The sequence below is a fragment of the Zhongshania sp. genome (assembly GCF_041584495.1).
Classification (GTDB): Bacteria; Pseudomonadota; Gammaproteobacteria; order Pseudomonadales; family Spongiibacteraceae; genus Spongiibacter.
In genome coordinates this window covers 56,281-73,775 of record NZ_JBFHDY010000005.1, presented here as the reverse complement: position 1 = coordinate 73,775, position 17,495 = coordinate 56,281, and the positions used below count along the sequence as shown (strand labels likewise).

Below are 17,495 nucleotides of genomic sequence, written 5' to 3'. Positions count from 1 at the left end.
GGCAATAGAATAGCAGCGGGCGGTGTTGTCGTTTAGCCAGAGGGTAATATATTGCCCAGCCCGCCAACGCAAACGGCAGTGCAGGCGAAGACGCAGTATTTTTGGATTTAGCTGCATTTTTTCGGCAATGGTGGCTAAGTGCTTTTCGCTGCTTAAATCAGGGAGTTGAAGCGTCATGTCCTGTTCGGGCTCGCAGCGGCAGCTTAAAAAATACCCTTTCTGGATACGCTGATTACTGAGGCCGTGCTGGCAGTCGTCGGGAATTTGGTCTGGTTTCGCAATTAAAAGGCAGGCCTGGCAGGCGCCCGCACGACAGCCGTGGGGGATGCTTATCTTGTTCCTAAGCAGGGTATCCAGGACATTTTCGTCGTCCTGAACGACATATTTTTGCCCATTAAAGGTGAGGGTGCTCATATTCAATAAATGAATCCAAATTGCGATTTAATACAGGGCTGTTCAATGCGGTGCAGGAGCAGCAATACCTCATAGTGGGCGGTATGGGGGAGCATATCAAATAGTTGCACGCGGTCAATACGGTAGCCTTCAAGCGCACTTAGGTCAGCGGCCAGAGTGGCGGCATTGCAGCTGGAATAGAGCAGATAGTCTGGTGCAAGTTGCTTGATCTGCGTACAGAGTTCAGTGCCTAGGCCCTGGCGAGGAGGGTTGGCAATGATGGGCTGGGGCGCCTCTCCCTCGCTGCTACGGGCGAATGCGCTGGAGTCTAAGGCTTGAAAGTGAACTTGGGCACCGAGACCCATTTCGTCAGCACTGCGCTGGGCGCAGGCGATGACCTCGGCTTCTATCTCGATACCGGTCAGTTGGCGATTTGGTGTTAAACAGTGCAGGCCAAATCCGCCGGAGCCGCAAAACAGGTCCCAGTAGCGACTTATTTCTAGGTCGGCCGTCCATAGCGCGGCAGTGGCGTATAACTTCACAGCCATATCGAGATTGGTTTGGAAAAAGCCCTTGGATCGCTGGTAAAGATTTAGGCCGGTAAGCTGGTGGCGTAGCCAGTTGTCGCCACTCAAAATATGTTCGTCGGGTCCTTCGATGACGGCCATGGCCACTGGCTGGATATTTGCTGACACTGAGCTGATTTCGGAGTGCTATGCAAGGAAGTTTGGGAGTGCCAGCGAAAATTTTGCGATTTGGCCAGTGCTGCGCAAGACCAGATGCAGCATGTATTGGCCGTCGTTATTACGTTTAAGCAGTAAATACTTAAGCTCTCCCTAACGGCGTTGAATTGGTAGGGGGGCAATTGCGAGGTCGCCAAGCCAGCGCTCTAAATCGCCCAGCAGCGTTTGCATATCGTCTGGGTATAGGGGGGCGTTCATCGGGGCTAATAACGTGATTGTGGTGGTTGATAATGCCGAGTTTTGGGGCGGTTGTATTACCGAGCACCACCATTTTAGCCTTGTCACGAAAGCCTGATAATTCGGCGCTTACCGACGCTAATAGGGGTGGCGGTGCAAAGGGTGCTAACAGCGCATTTAGTTGACGCTCCTTGTGTTGCAGCAGCTGATGGTAGGGTCGATCTAGCCAGTTACAGGAGCGACGTTGATTTGATTCAAAAACTGGGCAGTGCATCGCTGAGCTCAAAAATACATGGCGGCCGGTTTGTCGGCTACCAAGCTTGCCACTACAGGCTATTTAGGGCAATTTAATTGTGTTACGAGCATCTCGCGAACACCGCGCGGGGGTGGCCTGCGGGACGACTTTAGCTCGTTAGTTTGAGAGGATGTGGACATGGACGACCAGGATAAAGAAACGGCAATTTTATCGTCGTGGCACAACAATGTTGATGCGTGGACCGACGCCGTTCGGAAGTCAGAGATTGGCAGCCGCGTGGCGGTAACCGACGCGGCCATTGTCAATGCGGTGGTGGCACAAAATCCGAAAACGGTGCTCGATTTAGGCTGCGGTGAGGGTTGGCTGGTACGAGCTTTAGCAAGCTTGGGCGTGGCGGCGGAGGGTATAGATGGGATTGCTGGACTCATTAGCCGCGCCACGGAGCTTGGCGGGACGTTTTCGTTGTTGTCCTATCAAGACTTTGCCCATGGTGGGTGGCAACAGCACGTAGATTGCGTCGTCTGTAATTTCTCTTTGCTAGGCCATCACGTCGTTGCTGATGTCTTATCAGCGATTCCCTCGGTATTAAATAGCAATGGCTGTTGCGTGATTCAAACCTTGCACCCTGCATTTAACGGTGCCCCTTATTGCGACGGTTGGCGGGAGGGCAGTTGGCAAGGGTTTAGTGATAATTTCTGTGACCCAGCGCCGTGGTATTTTCGAACATTAAGCAGTTGGTTAGAGCTGATTAGCGCTAGCGGCTTTATGTTGAGGGAGCTGATTGAACCTTTGAATCCGCAGACTGGCGTACCCGCGTCGATCATTTTTGTCCTTAGCGCCGAGTCGAAATGTCGGGCTCGCGGTAAGACTTAAGTTGGCGGTTTTATGTTTTGGGGTTTAGCCAGCGGATGTAATCCACTACACTCGAGGGCTAAATTTATAGAGGGTTGTTAAGTAATGGATAATACCCACAGCAAAGCGGTCGGCTATGTTTTGTGGATTTTCGGCTTTATGGGTGCGCACCGTTTTTATTATGGGCGCCCGATCAGTGCGACGATTTACTTTTTTACCCTTGGTCTGTTTTTAGTTGGCTGGATTATCGATCTGTTTTTAATCCCGAGCATGGATCGGGACGCCGATCGGCAGTGCCGAAGCGGTACGACTAGCTACACCTTGGCGTGGATATTACTGACGTTTTTGGGTGTCTTTGGCTTGCACCGCTTTTATTTGGGCAAGTGGCTGACTGGCATCGTGTATTTGCTCACCGGTGGTATTTTTTTGCTAGGCATTATCTATGACTACTGGACGTTAAATCAGCAAATAAGCGAGAAAAATTCAAGTTTGTTTTCGCGCTAAGCTGCTCGGATGGTGCTCAAATGTTCCGATAATGTAATTTTTCTGTGAGTTTATGACTTTGCGCGTTTTAATGATTGGTTACGTTTGGCCCGAGCCGAATTCATCGGCCGCGGGGCGGCGGATGTTGTCATTGATATCTGCCATGCAGAGCAATGGCGGGGAAGTTCATTTTGTCAGCGCCGCGGTGAAGGGCGATCATAGCGTTGATTTGTCTGCACTTGGTGTTTGCGCCCAGCCGGTTGCCCTAAATTGCGATAGCTTTGATGATTATATTGGGAATTTGCGGCCAGACCTCGTTATATTTGATCGATTTCTGATGGAAGAACAATTTGCTTGGCGGGTGGATCGGACTTGTCCTGAGGCCGTACGCATTTTAGACAGCGAAGACTTGCACTGCCTTCGGCAGGCCCGCCATCAGGCACTGAAGCAAAACCGCCCGTTGAGTCGACAAGATTTGGTTGCTGAATTGGCCCTGCGCGAAATCGCGGCGATTTGGCGCTGCGACCTCACCTTAGTGATTTCTGAGTTTGAAATGGCGTTGCTACAAAATACCTATGGTGTGCCTGCCGACTTGCTTCATTACCTGCCTTTGCTAAGTAATTTCAACGCCGAGCAAGCAGCGCAGTGGCTGCCCTATGAGGCGCGTCAGCACTGTGTGGTGGTGGGGAATTTTCGTCACGCGCCAAACTGGGACGCGGTGCAATATTTACGCAGTGAAATATGGCCGTTGATTCGTCGTCAATTGCCTTGGGTTGAATGCCATATTTATGGCGCCTACCCGCCGCCCAAAGCCTTGCAACTGCACAGTGACAAGTTGGGGTTTCTCGTTAAGGGCTGGGCGGACGATGCTGATGCTGTAGTGGAAAAAGCGCGACTTTGTTTGGCACCGTTGCGTTTTGGCGCTGGTCAAAAGGGCAAGCTCGTGGCGGCAATGGAGTGCGGTACCCCATCGGTAACGACGACGATCGGCGCTGAGGCTATGCACGGCGACTTGGCGTGGAATGGCAGTGTTATTGCAGATTCTGAGCAATTAGCCGCCAATTTTGCCGCCGAAGCCGCTGCTTTATACCAAGACCCCGACCGCTGGGCGGCGGCGCAGCAACAGGGGTGCGCGATCTTGTTAACGCGTTTTCAGGCCGACGACTACCTCCCACAATTTACCCGCCGCGTGGCTGATTTACGCCAAGAGCTTACTGGCCATCGCCAGAAGCACTTTAATGGCTTAATGCTTCGCCATCACACGATTAAAAGCCATCAATACATGTCGCAATGGATTGCAGCTAAAAATAAGGACGCGTAACCGTCAGTTTACTGAGTGAATACGGCTGACTAGGCGCAAAAGCGACTCGCGTCAGCCCCCGAAACACTGCGCTGGGGCAAATCTCTTGTGTGTCATAGCGATGTTTTCAGCGTTGCATTTGCGCGATAAATCTGCGAGTGTTGAGAGGATTGGTACTGGTCGGCAAGCTTAGACAATAAGAATATAAACATTACGCGGGCAAAAGTATTATGGCTGGCGGAGGTGAGAGCGGTATGCAGCACATGATTTTTGATGCCCATCTGCACATTATTGATCCGGCATTTCCCCTGGTCAGTAATGATGGCTTTTTACCCGATACATTTACCGTAGACGATTACGTTGGCCAGACTGCAAGTCTTGGCGTTGGCGGTGGCGCGGTGGTATCCGCTTCATTTCAATCCTTCGACCAAAGCTATTTAATCACGGCGCTGGCGGCATTGGGGCCAACCTTTGTCGGGGTTACCCAAGTGCCCTGCACGACCAGTGACGACGATTTATTATTACTCGCTAATCAGGGGATTCGCGCAGTTCGCTTTAATTTGCGGCGCGGGGGTTCCGAATCCTCAGAGCACCTTATTGACTTTGCCCACCGCATTTACGATCTATTGGGTTGGCATATTGAAATCTACGCCGATTGTAAAACCTTGGCGGACCTCTGTGGCGAACTCTGTCGCTTGCCCGCGGTAAGTATTGATCACCTAGGACTTTCTAAGGAAGGTTTGCCAGTTTTATATCAGTTGGCTGAAAGTGGTGCTCGAGTAAAAGCAACGGGGTTTGGGCGGGTCGATTTTGCAGTAAGTCAGGCCATTCGCCGCTTATTTGATATTAACCCTGATGCCTTGATGTTCGGCACCGATTTGCCGTCTACTCGCTCACCTCGCGCCTTTAATCCGGTGGATATTGAAATTATTGGCAATGCCCTAGGTGACTCCGCAACAAAAAAAGTTTTGTGGGATAATGCCGCCGCGTTTTACCGCCTCGGGGTGTAGCCCCAAGTCATTCTATTTGACCCTTGCCACTGCATTTATTAAAGTGCCTCACCGCTAGGTTAACGGTTTTTTACGTTTTTCTTCCCAGGACATTAGCTTGGCCATGATGGCGTTGGCTAGGTTATTACCGATAGTCAGGGCCCTTGGCGCGACGTCAATAAGCAGAGAACCCTCTTGAATCAAATTTTACTTGTAAGTGTGGTTTGCTTGGCGGCGCTGGTGTTAGATCGCCTGCTCGGTGAGCCCAGACGCTGGCACCCCTTAGTCGGTTTTGGCCGACTCGCCGCAGGTCTAGAAAGAAACTTAAATCTAAAGAATAGCCCGTTTCTGCAACGGGTAAGTGGGCTGGGGTGTTGGCTGCTATTGATTGTTCCGGCCATTGTTGCGGTCGTCCTTATCGATTTTGTGATCTATGAACTTTCGCCTCTTGCTAGTGTGGTCTGGCATATTGCGGTGCTGTACTGGGCTGTGGGATGGCAGAGTTTGTGCGAACATATTCGTCCCGTTGCGTCCGCTTTGGCGGCGGGTGATTTGCCCGAAGCGAGGTTGCGGATCAGTTATTTAGTCAGTCGCGATACCGGTGACCTCACTGCCGAGCAGATTTTAGCAGCGGGCTTGGAGACAAGCATCGAAAACAGCAGTGACGCGGTTTTTGCTTCGCTAATTTGGTATGCCGTGGCGGGCCCCGGCGGGGTGGTGTTGCAGCGCTTAGCCAATACCCTAGATGCGATGTGGGGCTATCGAGATGAGCGCTACCGCTATTTTGGTTGGTGGGCGGCGCGCAGCGACGATGTTTGTAATTTTGTTCCGGCGCAACTTACCGCCTTGGGGTTTAGTTTGCTGTCTTTTTCCGCTCGGCCCTGGCAATGCTGGTTTAAACAGGGCTGGTTTTGGAAAAGTATCAATGCGGGATCAGTGATGGCCAGTGGCGCAGCGGCCTTAGGGGTAAGCTTGGGGGGCGCGGCGAGCTACTACGGCATGGTTTCGAATCGATCGCCGCTTGGTTGGGGCCGGGCGCCAGTCATTGCCGATTTGGAGAAAAGCATTAAATTGGTGAATAGCCAGCTCGCGGTATGGCTTGGTCTTGGTCTGGTGCTGGGATTATGTCTATGACTGTTACACGCTCTCAGCCACCGCGACACGGCGGTGACCCTCGCGATCTGCCGCCAGCCCCTGATGGCTTGCCGATGCTGGACTTGGCGACTGGGGTGAATCCCTGGAGCTGGCCAGTGCCGCCGCCGCCAGCGAGTTGCTATAAGGTGTTGCCGTATTTTTGTCCCGAATTACAGAGTGCCGCCGCCTGTTATTACGGCGTTGCGGAACAACACATTTTAGCGACGGCTGGCAGTCAGCCCGCCATTCAAGTGCTACCCCGTACCGTCGCGCCAGGGCGTGTTTTATTGGCAGAGGTCGCCTATGAAGAGCATCGCTATCGCTGGTTGCTTGCGGGCCACGAAGTTCAGTACTTTAGTTGCTACGGGCGAGAAGAGATTGCGCAGCGGATTGTGGCTGAACAAATTCACTATTTATTGATAATTAGCCCCAATAACCCAACGGGCGATGTCGTTAGTGAAGAAGACGTTCGCTACTGGCGTTCATTGCTGCCTGCTGATGGTTTGGTGGTCATCGATCAGGCTTTTGCCGATGCCATGCCAACCAGTGACTTACGAGCTTTGGCCGCGGAAGACGGAATTGTGCTGTTGCGCTCGGTGGGCAAGTTTTTTGGTTTGCCAGGGCTGCGCCTAGGGTTTGTAATAGCCGAGCCGTGGCTATTGGTTGAGCTTGATACACAATTGGGGCCTTGGGCGGTGTGTGGCAGCGCTCAGTGGATAGGCCGTAAAGCGCTGCTTGATCGTCAGTGGCAAGACGATATGCAGCGCCAACTGATGTTGACCGCAACGCGTCAAGGCGAGTTGTTAGAAAGCGTGTTCAGTGCTTATTTTCAGCAGATCATAGTGACCCCTTTATTTATTACAATGACCTTACCCACGGCGCAAGCTGCAGTACTTCAGCGGCGGTGTTACGTGCAAGGCTTGTCAGTGCGGGTGTATAACGGTGGCGATGTGGCTTATATGCGCTGGGGGCTGGCGCCTGACCAGGCGCTGCTGGCACAGCGGTTGAGGTCACTTTGTATAACTGATTTGGCGGTATAGCGGCTGGCTGCATCGCTGGCTAACCGACGGGAGTTCAATGCCATGGCAAAGGCCAGCGCCTTTACGGTGTTCTTAGTTGGTCACATGCAGTGGCTTGGTCCAGTGACGTCGCGGCGGATGTTTGGTGGTACCGGACTGTTCCTAGAGGGTTTGATGTTCGCACTGATTGTCGAGAATACGCTGTATTTGAAAGCCGATACTGCCATTCGCGGCGACTTTGATGCCCTAGGGTTACCGCCTCTTCGCTACGAGCGTAATGGTCGAGATATTGCGCTTTCATACTTACAAGCGCCAGACGCGGCCTTAGACGATAGGGACCTGTTGATTGACTGGGCACATCGCGGCTACGCTGCGGCAATACGGGCTGCGGCAGCTAAAGGTGGTCTTAAACGTGACGGAGTGTTTGATTGCGCTGGGCGCGATGTGGCCACAGTCAGTGTATAATATGCGCCGTTGTGGTGATTGCGAGAGATAGCTGATGTCGATACAAGAAACAATACACGCTAAATTAACGGCGGCGCTGATGCCCAGTCATCTTGAAGTGATTAACGAAAGTCATATGCACAGTGTGCCGGCCAACTCAGAAACCCATTTTAAGCTAGTCCTCGTCGCCGAAGCTTTTTCGAGTTTACGCAAAGTCGCTCGTCAGCAGCGGGTTTACCAGCTCTTGGCCGAGGAGCTGGCAGGCCCAGTTCACGCTTTGGCTATGCATACTTATAGCCCCGCAGAGTGGCAACTTCGCGCGGGGGCTGTGCCTGCGTCGCCAGACTGCTTGGGTGGTAGTAAACAGGAGCAGGGCGCGAAATAGTATGAATCAGTTTGTTGTCGCTGCACTGTATAAATTTGTGAGTCTTCCCGATTTTGAATCCTTGCGCGAGCCGCTGCTAGCGCAGTGTTTGGCTGCGGGGGTGAAGGGCACCTTGCTCCTTGCCGAAGAAGGCATTAACGGCACCATTGCGGGCTCTCGCAGGGGCATAGACCAGGTGTTAGCCTATTTGCATTCAGACTCCCGATTCGCCGATGTCGGGCATAAAGAGTCCTATGATACTGAACAGCCCTTCTATCGGATGAAGGTTAAGCTTAAGAAAGAAATTGTAACCATGGGTGTCGACGGCATCGATCCCAAGGATATTGTCGGTACCTATGTTAAGCCTCGGGACTGGAATGCCTTAATTGCTGATCCCGAAGTATTGCTTATTGACACCCGTAATGACTACGAGGTAGAAATTGGTAGCTTCAAGGGCGCTATTGACCCAAAAACGACGAGTTTTAGGGAATTCCCTGAATATATACGTGCTAATTACGACCCAGCTAAACACAAAAAAGTGGCGATGTTTTGCACTGGCGGTATTCGGTGCGAGAAAGCTTCAGCCTTTATGAAGCATGAAGGGTTTGATGAGGTATACCACCTTGAAGGCGGCATTCTAAAGTATTTGGAAGAGGTGGACGAAGCCCAGAGTCAGTGGCAGGGTGAATGCTTTGTTTTCGATAATCGGGTAGCAGTGACTCATGGCTTACTCACTGGAACCCACGAGCTTTGCCACGGTTGCCGGCGACCTATTACTGCAAACGATAAGCTCAGTGCTATGTTTGAAGAAGGGGTGACCTGCCCGGCGTGTTTTAATCACATTAGCGATGATCAAAAAAAGCGTTTTAGGGACCGCCAAAAGCAAGTGGAACTCGCCCGCCAGCGCAATGAGAGCCATGTTGGCGCGCCGCCGCCTGCGCGCCAACGCAAAAGCCGCTAAATCTATGTTGCTTGGTAAGGATCTCCAGTAGCGTGCTAGGCTGTTTACACACGCGGCTGAGTTAGGGGCACACAAGCTGCCATCGTCCTTCTAGACTAGATCTGCACTTACGGGGTTTTTTCGCTACATATGTACTTAGCATGCGGAGAAATTAATGTACTATGGCTATGCTAAGTGTTTGCACGCCTGCACGTGGTGGCCGCTGTCTAGATCATCGCCTCCTTAGCAGGGGGAATATTACAATAAGAGGTTAAATTGCATGAAGCAGTTAGGTGTACTTGATACCGCATTTATTAATCTCGAGCATGCCAATACACCCCAGCATGTTGGTGGCTTAGGGATATACGACCCATCAACAGCACCTGGTGGCGCGGTCCGTTTTAAAGGTGTTATTGCCAATTTTGAACGTCGACTACACAAACATACTATTTTTCGTTCGCGTTTGCTTAAGGTGCCAGGTAATGTTGACCGCCCTTATTGGGTTCAAGACGCTAATTTTGATGTTGAATTTCATATTCGTCATATTGCGCTACCCCAGCCTGGCGACTGGCGTCAGTTATGTATTTTGATTGCCCGGCTGCACGCGCGGCCACTCGATATGAATCGTCCCCTCTGGGAGGCCTATATTATTGAGGGCTTGGATAATATTCCGGGTGTTCCCAGGGGCGGCTTCGCTATCTATACCAAAATGCATCACTCACTTGTGGACGGTGCTGGTGGCTCCTCCATCATGTCAGTCATCCATGACTTGGAGCCGGATCCTGCTGCTGTATCCCAAGCTGAGGCGGTGGTCACGGCGGATGTGATGCCGAATACCTTGTATCTCGCCAGTTCCGCTGCCGTGAATAATGTTAAAAACACCGTTAAAATGGTAACCAGTGGCGCAGGGGTGCTGCGTGATTTAGGGAAAATGGCGATAGGAATGGCGCAGAATAAAATTCCTGTTCCCTCTATTACGTCGCCGCGCACGCGATTTAATACCCCAGTTGGCCCCCATCGTGTATTTGAAGCTGCGGAGTTTCCGCTAGTCGATATCAAAGCAGTGAAAGACCTTTGTGAGGTGAAAATTAATGATGTCATTTTAGCCATCATCGCCGGAGGTTTACGCCATTATTTAATGCACCATAAGGAGTTACCAGATGAAAGCTTGGCGGTGTCAATACCGCTGGATATGCGAACGCGGCGGGGAATGACGGACGAGAATAACCAGGTAGGTTCGGTTTTTGTCGAGTTACATACGAATGTTGCTGATCCACTAAAACGCTTGGCCGGAGTTTATAAAAGCTCGCAAGAAGCGAAAATTTACGGTGAAAACTCACCTTTAGTTGATGTCTTGCGCCTTGCCGGTGTAATGTCACCCGCGCTTACGCGGCCTCTGGTTAATGCCTATGTGAATAATGAGCTGACTCGCCATTTGCCGCTGGGGATCACGTCGGTAGTGTCTAATGTGGCAGGTCCGACCTTTCCGCTGTATTCAGCTGGCGCACAGATGGTCAGGTATTATGGTCTAGGCCTGCTTACGCCTGGGGTAGGTTTATTCCATTTAATCTTTAGTTCAAATGGCATTGTAACTCTGTCGATACTCGGTGACCGGGATTCCATGCCCGATCCGGCGTTTTATCGTGAGTGTATTGAAAAGTCATTCGCCGAATTATTCGCGGCGGCAAAGGCGAGTCTGAAAGAGGGCGCAGCGGCTACGGCAGCTAAAAAGGCGAGCGCAAAACCCGCGCGAAAAAGCAAAGCCAGTAGTAGCGCTACTGCCAGTGTGCAAAAGCCGGTTGCGAAAAAGGCGCGCTCCTCTGCGAGTAGCAGTGCGGCCAAATCCGGAACGGTTAAAGCGACGCAATCGGCAGCTTCTTCCGCTAATGGTAAAGTAGTGCCCATTAGTCAGACCCAGAGTTAAGTTGTTGCGCTTAATGCGTAAGCCTAGCCAGGGTTTGCGCGTTAAGCGGCTATTTATCTGGTGCGTAGTCCTTTAGGTAATAGTGATATAGCCCATGAGCCCCGTCTGCATGTGTTCGATTACATGGCAGTGAAACATCCAGCGGCCAGGGTTGTCGGCCACAAAGGCGATTTTGGCGCGCTCGTTTTTCTCCAATAGAATGGTATCGGTGTGGTAGGGCGTGAGCTCCCGCTTGTCAGACTCCAACACGGTAAAGATTAAACCATGGAGATGAATAGGGTGGTGGTGTGGCGTGGCATTGTGCAATTCGAATACATAACTTTGCCCTAGTTTTAGTGTGGCGAGGGGCGCGGGTAAGTCTTGGTGGCTATGGTCGTTCCAAGCGCGGCGATTGATTAGCCAAAAGCTGTGGTCAACTTGGCCATTGTGGTCGCTTGGCGACAGCGCGCCGGCCCATTCGAACACAAAACTGAGGGTTTCGGCGGTCGCCAGTTGTGGTGGTGGTACTGGGTTGGCAGGCAGCGCGGGTATCCCGGTTTTTACACTTTTAGACTTATCGCCAGCTACTGTTTTTAAACGACAAATCTCGACGCCAAAGCGTCCCTTCATATCGTAAATCGGAATCTCGACACCCAGTTTATTGGGGCTGATTAAGCCGACGTCTAGACGCATACCGGCGCCGGTCGGGTGAACGTCTAAAGCATAGGGCTTCGTTACTGGGCTGCCGTCTATGGCAATCACCTTAGCCTGCTCATTCCGTAAGCTGAGGTTGTAAACTCGTGTGTTGTCTAGGTTCAAAAAACGTAAGCGCAGCCGTTCTCCGGCGGGCACGTCGATAACAGGCTTTTCTGTGCCGTTGATCGTCGCTAAAGTACCGAGTGTTCCCGCCCGTGCAGCTTCTCTAGGGATGGACAACGGCAAATAGCTGCCATCGGATTTTAGGCGCCAGTCTTTCATGCCAATAATTACGTCGTGATAATCGGGGAGATCGCGCTCTTCAACAATCAGTGCGCCGACCAAGCCTTTACCCAATTGTTCAACGCTATTCATGTGGGGGTGGTACCAAAAGGTGCCCGCGTCGGGGCAGATGAATTCATAAATAAAGCTGCCGCCGGCTGGTACTGGGGCTTGGGTTAAATAGGGAACCCCGTCCATGGCGATATCGAGCCGTATGCCATGCCAGTGGATGGTACTGGGCTCATTCAATTTGTTAATGAATTTCACGCGCAGGGGCTGGCCCTGTTTGGCGCGAATCACTGGCGCTGGAAATTGGCCATTAAACCCGAGAATTTGGCTGTCGCCGTCTTTTGCTAGGCGCGCGGTGGCGGGTTCCGCAGTAAGAGTATAGTCGTAGCGGGTCTCGCCACTCTTATCTGCTGAGGCCATGGCCAAGCTTAATTTTGGCAGTGAGCTGGCGAGCAGCGCGGTGGCGCTGCTTTTGATCAGGGTTCTGCGTTTCATATTGCTTCCTTAATCGTGTTCAGCGCAATAGTGTTAGGTGGTTATCCCAATGGGTTCCTGGGGCGTAGGCAAGGGGGATTAATTTAGCCTGCTCGGGCTTTAGCGCCATTAGCTGACCATTGCCGTTGCTTAAAATAAACTGCTGATAAGCGGCGTCGTATATTGCGCCAGCGCTGTCTCGCAAGGGGTATACCCCTTGTAATTGCAGGCTGCGGAGATCCCACAGGCAGACGAGGTTGTCGCGGGGGCAGCTAGTTACAGCGTGTATGCCCTGTGTGTCTATACTAATGCTGGCAACATAGTCCTGTTTAAATTGCAAAGGCAGTTCGCCATAGCGCATTGCGGTGAGGGCGCCACCACGCTGGTGGCTGTATACCAATGGCAGCCGCGATGGCAGGCTACCTTGGAATTGGGCGCCGATAATAACTTGCCCACTTGAGCTAACGTCCAAGTGGCGGAGACTCAATTGGAAATGTGGGGCTGCGTGGCGTTCTACGACTTGGCCGGAGGCAATATCTAGGTAGTGCAGCGCGGGCGTCATGGTATCGGGGTTCAACGTTTTTCTGCCGCTAGCGGGCAAGGTTTTAATGCCGCCGATGGCAATGGCCAAGGTCTTGCCATCGGGCATCAGTGCCAGTTGGTGAGGGCCAATACCGTCGCAGTCCATATGGCCAACACACTGATAATCTTGCTGGCAGTCGTAAACGCCGATGCTGCCCGCGCCATCACCGGCTATATGATTTTCAGTGGTATATAAGTAACGGCCATTGGCACTTAGACAGCCGTGACCGTAGTAGTGGTAGCCATTTTCACTGCTTATGGTGTGCAGTAAGCCGCCGTGTTTCGCGTCGACAATATACATTTCACGGCCGGGGCGGCGGGAGAAAAAAACCAGTTCCCGACGCTGACGATGGTATACGCTGTCGTGAGCGCGGTGGGCGATAGTATGAGACAGCTGCCAGTGATCGTCGCGCCACACGCCAATATACTTGCCGTCGCCATCGCTGGCGGCGCTGAGAACCGGTGTAAATTTGGCGGTTTTGGCCAGTGCTGGCGACACGCCCATCCACGGCACAGATAGGAGGGCGCCAGAGGCGAGGATAAAGCGACGACGTTGCATGGTGTTCCTCAAATTTTCTGATTGCTGGTGGCGTTGAGCTTGTTAATTTAGTCGCCGTCTTTGGCGTTAAATCCAAGGCTAATACCTAAGGCCGTGGGCAAGTCAGATTTCAACAAAGAAAGTAGCGTGGTAATTTCGCGTTGAAAGGCAATAAGCTCAGCTTGCTTGCGGGGCTCTGCGCTACTAAACAAACTGTTAGGTATGGCGTTGGCGGCGCTGAGACTACTGTCAAACTGCTGCTGGATTTGCGCGCTTAAATCGCTGCGTTGCTTAACGTTGCTTAAGTAGTCGTCTAAACCGTAGCCGCTTGCCGCAGTAAACACCGTTTTTAATGCCATGAGGTTGGCGGTGATCGCCTCTTTGGAATATTGGCTCCGCCACCATTCGAGCAGATAAATTTGTGCTTGGCCGTCGCTGCTAGTAAGACCTAGGGGGCGCTCAAATTTGTCCCGTTTAATGAGTTCAATACCGGCCACGAGGGTGTCGAGTAAATTCGCAAGTGCCACATTGTCGTCGGGATATTCTGGATTGTCGGGGCCCGTTTTAGTAAATGCTTGGAGGTAGTTACCTGACTCTGGACGCCATGCATCGTATAGGCCGCGAGCAACGCCGTGTAAATGGCCGCTCACCGCGACCAATAGTGCGCAGCGACGTGTGCGGGTGTCGGTATTCGCATAGCTATTCAATGAGCCGACCTTATGGTCAAAAAGCAAGTATTCCAGGGACGACAGGCCTTGTACGACGACGCTGGCGTCGTCGATGCGCTGTTCGCTTAAATCTTCTTCACTGCGTATAAGTGCTTCAACTTTGCGGGCAATCAAGTTCTTTTTGTCAGGCCAGAATTGGATTTTCCAGGCTTGATTGTCGATGAGCAGGGGGCCAAATTGCAGATTTTGTACCCCAGACCAGCTGTCCACAGTTGTTCGCCAGTGCGTGCGGGTGAGGTCAAGGCCGTCGCTGCTTGGTGCGCTACAAAAACTATCGGCGGCGAGGGCCAGCGCTTGGCTGCTAAGTGAAAAACGTTCGTATGCTGGCAAAACAGCCAGTTTGCTGGTGTTTATCAACACTTTTTCTGAGGGAGGGGGGCTGCACGCAGCGGTTGAAACCATGGCAACAGCGAGCAGCAGTCTTTGTGTTGTGCCCTTTAATTTACGGGTACTGAGTGTTGGTAACTTCATTACAGTGCCTTAAGAAAATTTAGCAGAGTCGTTTGTGAGTGAGAATCGAGCTGTTGGTAATTCTGAAGGCTACCCTCAGCCTCACCGCCATGCCAGTGTATGGCCTCTTTGATCGATTTGGCGCGACCGTCGTGAAGCAGGCGAGTTTGAGTGTTGTCTCGGCTGCGCATTCCTAGTCCCCAAAGTGGTGCGGTGCGCCATTCTGCGGCCGGGGTGTTGTCGGTAGCGGCGCTGTCAGCAAGTCCTGGACCCATGTCGTGCAGCAATAGATCGCTAAAGGGGTAAATGGTTTCTATTTGCATAGTCTCGCTAGTAAGTGATGCTTGCAAGCCAACAGCAGCGGTGTTGATTTCGGTTGCCGGAATGTGGCAATTAGCGCAACCAAGCTTTATAAAGAGCTGGTAGCCGGCTTGCAGATCTGGCGTCTTTTGGATGCTTGGTACTGCGAGGTTGGCAATATAGTGAGTAACGGCATTTAGCAACTTGGCACTTATTTCCGGTTCTGGATTTTGGCTTAACGCAAACTCGTGGTCGCAGATTGGCACACTGGGAGGGCAGTTTGGCGCAGAATAAATAGTCGAGCGAATGCCTAAATCTTGGCTAAAGGCCAAGGCGACTTGCTGCTTAAGACTGGCTTGGCTGGCCTTCCAGCCAAAACGGCCGGGGCGCAGTTTTTGTTGTTGTTCGTCCCAGCGCAGGGCGGCACGGCCAGAAATGCCGTTGCGGTCGCGATCTTCAGGGTCGCTGCGCTTAATGAGCAGCTCGTCGGAAATACGGTCTAATAAACCCATGCCGATCAGGGCGGGGGCAAGCCGCGCTGAAAACGCCATACTATTCGTGTCGCCATAGCGAGCTTGCTCTATAAAATACTGGCGGTGACTTAAATTTGCTTGTTGACTGCTTGCGAGGCCGTGTGAGCCAATGTCGCGCCATCCAATCTGTCCTTCAGCTTGGCTGCCGAGTAGCGCGTGATCTTGGAGTTGCTCGCCGTAGGCATTATGGTTTGCGCCGCTGGCGGCGATGCGTAGGATCAAGCCTGGGCCGTGTTCGGGTAATTGGCCTTGGCCATTGTGCTGGTGGCAGGCGACACAGCTATTGGCGTTAAACAGTGGCCCGAGGCCGTCGCGCGCCCGAGTGCTGGCGGGTGCGCTCACCCACGCTTGATTAGCAAAGCTTTTCCCTACAGCCCAATCGAGTTTCTGCTCCATGCTGAGTTGAGGCTGGGCCTGCTCAAGAATGCGGGGCGAGTCTGAGGCAAGGCTATAGCTGGCGCCACTGTCTAAGGGGAGCGGCGGGTAGCTTTTGCACGCTGACACTGCAATGAGGGCGCACAGTAGCAGTAGCGACGGCAATATCGTGCGCGGCCGCGGCAAGGCTTATAAGCCTGTGGCTGTTGGGTCGATATTGATGGCAGCCGCGGCGGCCTCAAAGGCGCGGGTTTGTGCGACTAAGTCTTTCAAAATGGCACTGAGAATATCCTCGCCTCGTTGATTGCCCTCGGCGATAAGCATGTCAAATTTCATCGGCTTTTCCTTGGCTTCGGCGGTATCGCTTAATACTTTTAAGCTTGCCATGGTTGCGCTCAGGGCCTGCTGAGTTTTCTTGTCGATGTCGGGATTTGCCTGTCGAACTAAATCACTTAGCGACGGGCCACGTAAAATGTCACCATTGAGTCGCTGGTAGCGACCGAGATACACATTTTCAATACCCAAGCCGTTGTAATAGTGCGACCAATGAGTGTTGTCGCTAAAACAGTCGTGTTCATCTTCTGTTGAGTTGGCTTCGAGCGATACCTTTATCCTTTCACCGCCCAGCTCGCCTAAGGATAGCGACCCCATGCCGTTGAATATTCTCGCTAAGACAATTTGATTGTTCAAGGTAAGCAACTGGCTGCGATAATTGCCCGCTTGGTTTGGCGCCCACTGTTTGCTCATATAACTGAGGTCTTCGACCAGGATGCTGACCGCCGTGCGCAAATACGCGGCGCGACGGTCGCAATGGCCGTGAGTGCATTGCGCGCCTTGGCTGTAATCGGTGTAGGGGCGCTCGCCCGCGCCGAGTTCGTGACCGTGAAGATCTTGTCCCCACAGTAAAAATTCAATAGCGTGGTAGCCTGTGGCAACATTGGCTGCGGAGCCGCCCAATTCATGGAGGCCACGCAGTAACTCAGCATTAATCGTACTGGCGTCAATAATTTCGCCACTCAGATTAATGCGGGCATTGGCGATAATATTGAGGTCACCGCCAATATTGCCCAGAGCGGCGAAATAATCGTCTGCGACATAGTCGATTAGCCCCTCGTCGAGTGGCCAGCTATTAAGTTGGTGCTCCCAGTCATCGACCACCGGGTTGCCAAAGCGAAATGCTTCGCTTTGCTGGTAGGGAATACGTGCGGTTTGCCATGCTTTTTGCGCTGCAATTAAGCCTTTTTGATCAGGCGCTTGCAAAAAAGCATCGATCTGAATTTGTAATTGGCGAGCGCTGCTTTCCGCGTCACTGTAAATTGCGTGACCGAGGTCGGCATAATGCTTAACGACTGCTAGCGCATTGACCTTTGCCCCAGGCTGGGCTTCAGCCTGGGCGAAGCAAGAAAGAACAAGACCGGCAAGAAGGGTAAAAGCGTGGCGAAACAGCGCTGACATTAACAGACTCCGCAATGAAAACTGGCTTCTCTGGAGAAGCGGGGCGGATATTCTATCGCTAATTGATAATGATTCG

General features: G+C 52.3%; 17 protein-coding genes. 10 read left to right on the top strand and 7 right to left on the bottom strand.

The window, feature by feature from the left end; all coding sequences use genetic code 11:
* Positions 1-414 (bottom strand): 2Fe-2S iron-sulfur cluster-binding protein (locus tag ABYP33_RS01975; protein WP_373087775.1); only part of this gene is annotated, 414 nt, incomplete at its 3' end.
* A gap of 2 nt (positions 415-416) precedes the next feature.
* Complete coding sequence (locus ABYP33_RS01970) at positions 417-1,088, bottom strand: hypothetical protein (protein WP_373087772.1); 672 nt, start codon at positions 1,086-1,088, stop codon at positions 417-419.
* A gap of 658 nt (positions 1,089-1,746) precedes the next feature.
* Here ABYP33_RS01970 and ABYP33_RS01965 point away from each other — a divergent pair.
* The 10 genes from ABYP33_RS01965 to ABYP33_RS01920 all read left to right on the top strand — a co-directional run bounded on the left by ABYP33_RS01965 (position 1,747) and on the right by ABYP33_RS01920 (position 11,018).
* Complete coding sequence (locus ABYP33_RS01965) at positions 1,747-2,442, top strand: class I SAM-dependent methyltransferase (protein WP_373087769.1); 696 nt, start codon at positions 1,747-1,749, stop codon at positions 2,440-2,442.
* 84 nt (positions 2,443-2,526) lie between these two features.
* Positions 2,527-2,925: an NINE protein gene (locus ABYP33_RS01960; RefSeq protein WP_373087767.1), complete on the top strand. Its 399-nt coding sequence runs from the start codon at positions 2,527-2,529 to the stop codon at positions 2,923-2,925.
* Positions 2,926-2,977: 52 nt separating this feature from the next.
* Positions 2,978-4,225 carry a glycosyltransferase gene (locus ABYP33_RS01955; protein ID WP_373087765.1) on the top strand — a complete coding sequence of 416 codons (1,248 nt, stop codon included), beginning with the start codon at positions 2,978-2,980 and terminating at the stop codon, positions 4,223-4,225.
* A gap of 209 nt (positions 4,226-4,434) precedes the next feature.
* Positions 4,435-5,214: an amidohydrolase gene (locus ABYP33_RS01950; protein ID WP_373087762.1), complete on the top strand. Its 780-nt coding sequence runs from the start codon at positions 4,435-4,437 to the stop codon at positions 5,212-5,214.
* Between the two features lie 174 nt (positions 5,215-5,388).
* A complete protein-coding gene (cbiB, locus tag ABYP33_RS01945) occupies positions 5,389-6,327 on the top strand; it encodes an adenosylcobinamide-phosphate synthase CbiB (RefSeq protein WP_373087759.1) in 939 nt (312 codons plus the stop codon).
* Complete coding sequence (locus ABYP33_RS01940; protein ID WP_373087757.1) at positions 6,324-7,367, top strand: aminotransferase class I/II-fold pyridoxal phosphate-dependent enzyme; 1,044 nt, start codon at positions 6,324-6,326, stop codon at positions 7,365-7,367. The genes cbiB and ABYP33_RS01940 overlap by 4 nt, the downstream gene beginning before the upstream one ends.
* Positions 7,368-7,409: 42 nt before the next feature.
* Positions 7,410-7,811, top strand: coding sequence for a TfoX/Sxy family protein (locus tag ABYP33_RS01935; protein WP_373087754.1), 402 nt, complete (start codon positions 7,410-7,412; stop codon positions 7,809-7,811).
* Positions 7,812-7,845: 34 nt separating this feature from the next.
* The gene (locus ABYP33_RS01930) at positions 7,846-8,175 is read left to right on the top strand and encodes a BolA family protein (protein WP_373087751.1); all 330 of its coding nucleotides are present in this window, start codon (positions 7,846-7,848) and stop codon (positions 8,173-8,175) included.
* 1 nt (position 8,176) lies between these two features.
* Positions 8,177-9,115: a rhodanese-related sulfurtransferase gene (locus ABYP33_RS01925; RefSeq protein ID WP_373087749.1), complete on the top strand. Its 939-nt coding sequence runs from the start codon at positions 8,177-8,179 to the stop codon at positions 9,113-9,115.
* A gap of 259 nt (positions 9,116-9,374) precedes the next feature.
* Positions 9,375-11,018, top strand: a complete 1,644-nt coding sequence (locus ABYP33_RS01920) for a wax ester/triacylglycerol synthase family O-acyltransferase (protein WP_373087746.1) — start codon at positions 9,375-9,377, stop codon at positions 11,016-11,018.
* 72 nt (positions 11,019-11,090) lie between these two features.
* Here the strand turns inward: ABYP33_RS01920 and ABYP33_RS01915 are convergent, their stop codons facing one another.
* From ABYP33_RS01915 to ABYP33_RS01895, 5 genes are read right to left on the bottom strand one after another with little or no spacing between them, the layout of a single operon-like run.
* Positions 11,091-12,479: a multicopper oxidase family protein gene (locus tag ABYP33_RS01915; RefSeq protein ID WP_373087743.1), complete on the bottom strand. Its 1,389-nt coding sequence runs from the start codon at positions 12,477-12,479 to the stop codon at positions 11,091-11,093.
* Positions 12,480-12,498: 19 nt separating this feature from the next.
* The gene (locus ABYP33_RS01910) at positions 12,499-13,599 is read right to left on the bottom strand and encodes a DUF1513 domain-containing protein (RefSeq protein ID WP_373087740.1); all 1,101 of its coding nucleotides are present in this window, start codon (positions 13,597-13,599) and stop codon (positions 12,499-12,501) included.
* A gap of 47 nt (positions 13,600-13,646) precedes the next feature.
* A complete protein-coding gene (locus ABYP33_RS01905; protein WP_373087737.1) occupies positions 13,647-14,777 on the bottom strand; it encodes an imelysin family protein in 1,131 nt (376 codons plus the stop codon).
* The gene (locus ABYP33_RS01900; RefSeq protein WP_373087734.1) at positions 14,777-16,150 is read right to left on the bottom strand and encodes a di-heme oxidoredictase family protein; all 1,374 of its coding nucleotides are present in this window, start codon (positions 16,148-16,150) and stop codon (positions 14,777-14,779) included. Before ABYP33_RS01900 ends, ABYP33_RS01905 begins: the two co-directional genes overlap by 1 nt.
* Positions 16,151-16,153: 3 nt before the next feature.
* Positions 16,154-17,419 carry an imelysin family protein gene (locus tag ABYP33_RS01895; RefSeq protein ID WP_373087731.1) on the bottom strand — a complete coding sequence of 422 codons (1,266 nt, stop codon included), beginning with the start codon at positions 17,417-17,419 and terminating at the stop codon, positions 16,154-16,156.
* Positions 17,420-17,495: the final 76 nt, after the last annotated feature.

Excerpts from the sequence above, each read along its gene's own strand:
- ABYP33_RS01930 (WP_373087751.1), top strand. The coding sequence starts at position 7,846 with ATGTCGATACAAGAAACAATACACGCTAAATTAACGGCGGCGCTGATG.
- ABYP33_RS01965 (WP_373087769.1), top strand. The coding sequence starts at position 1,747 with ATGGACGACCAGGATAAAGAAACGGCAATTTTATCGTCGTGGCACAAC.
- ABYP33_RS01935 (WP_373087754.1), top strand. The coding sequence starts at position 7,410 with ATGGCAAAGGCCAGCGCCTTTACGGTGTTCTTAGTTGGTCACATGCAG.
- ABYP33_RS01910 (WP_373087740.1), bottom strand. The coding sequence starts at position 13,599 with ATGCAACGTCGTCGCTTTATCCTCGCCTCTGGCGCCCTCCTATCTGTG.
- ABYP33_RS01925 (WP_373087749.1), top strand. The coding sequence starts at position 8,177 with ATGAATCAGTTTGTTGTCGCTGCACTGTATAAATTTGTGAGTCTTCCC.
- ABYP33_RS01895 (WP_373087731.1), bottom strand. The coding sequence starts at position 17,419 with ATGTCAGCGCTGTTTCGCCACGCTTTTACCCTTCTTGCCGGTCTTGTT.
- ABYP33_RS01955 (WP_373087765.1), top strand. The coding sequence starts at position 2,978 with ATGACTTTGCGCGTTTTAATGATTGGTTACGTTTGGCCCGAGCCGAAT.
- ABYP33_RS01950 (WP_373087762.1), top strand. The coding sequence starts at position 4,435 with ATGGCTGGCGGAGGTGAGAGCGGTATGCAGCACATGATTTTTGATGCC.
- ABYP33_RS01940 (WP_373087757.1), top strand. The coding sequence starts at position 6,324 with ATGACTGTTACACGCTCTCAGCCACCGCGACACGGCGGTGACCCTCGC.
- ABYP33_RS01915 (WP_373087743.1), bottom strand. The coding sequence starts at position 12,479 with ATGAAACGCAGAACCCTGATCAAAAGCAGCGCCACCGCGCTGCTCGCC.
- ABYP33_RS01920 (WP_373087746.1), top strand. The coding sequence starts at position 9,375 with ATGAAGCAGTTAGGTGTACTTGATACCGCATTTATTAATCTCGAGCAT.
- ABYP33_RS01960 (WP_373087767.1), top strand. The coding sequence starts at position 2,527 with ATGGATAATACCCACAGCAAAGCGGTCGGCTATGTTTTGTGGATTTTC.
- ABYP33_RS01905 (WP_373087737.1), bottom strand. The coding sequence starts at position 14,777 with ATGAAGTTACCAACACTCAGTACCCGTAAATTAAAGGGCACAACACAA.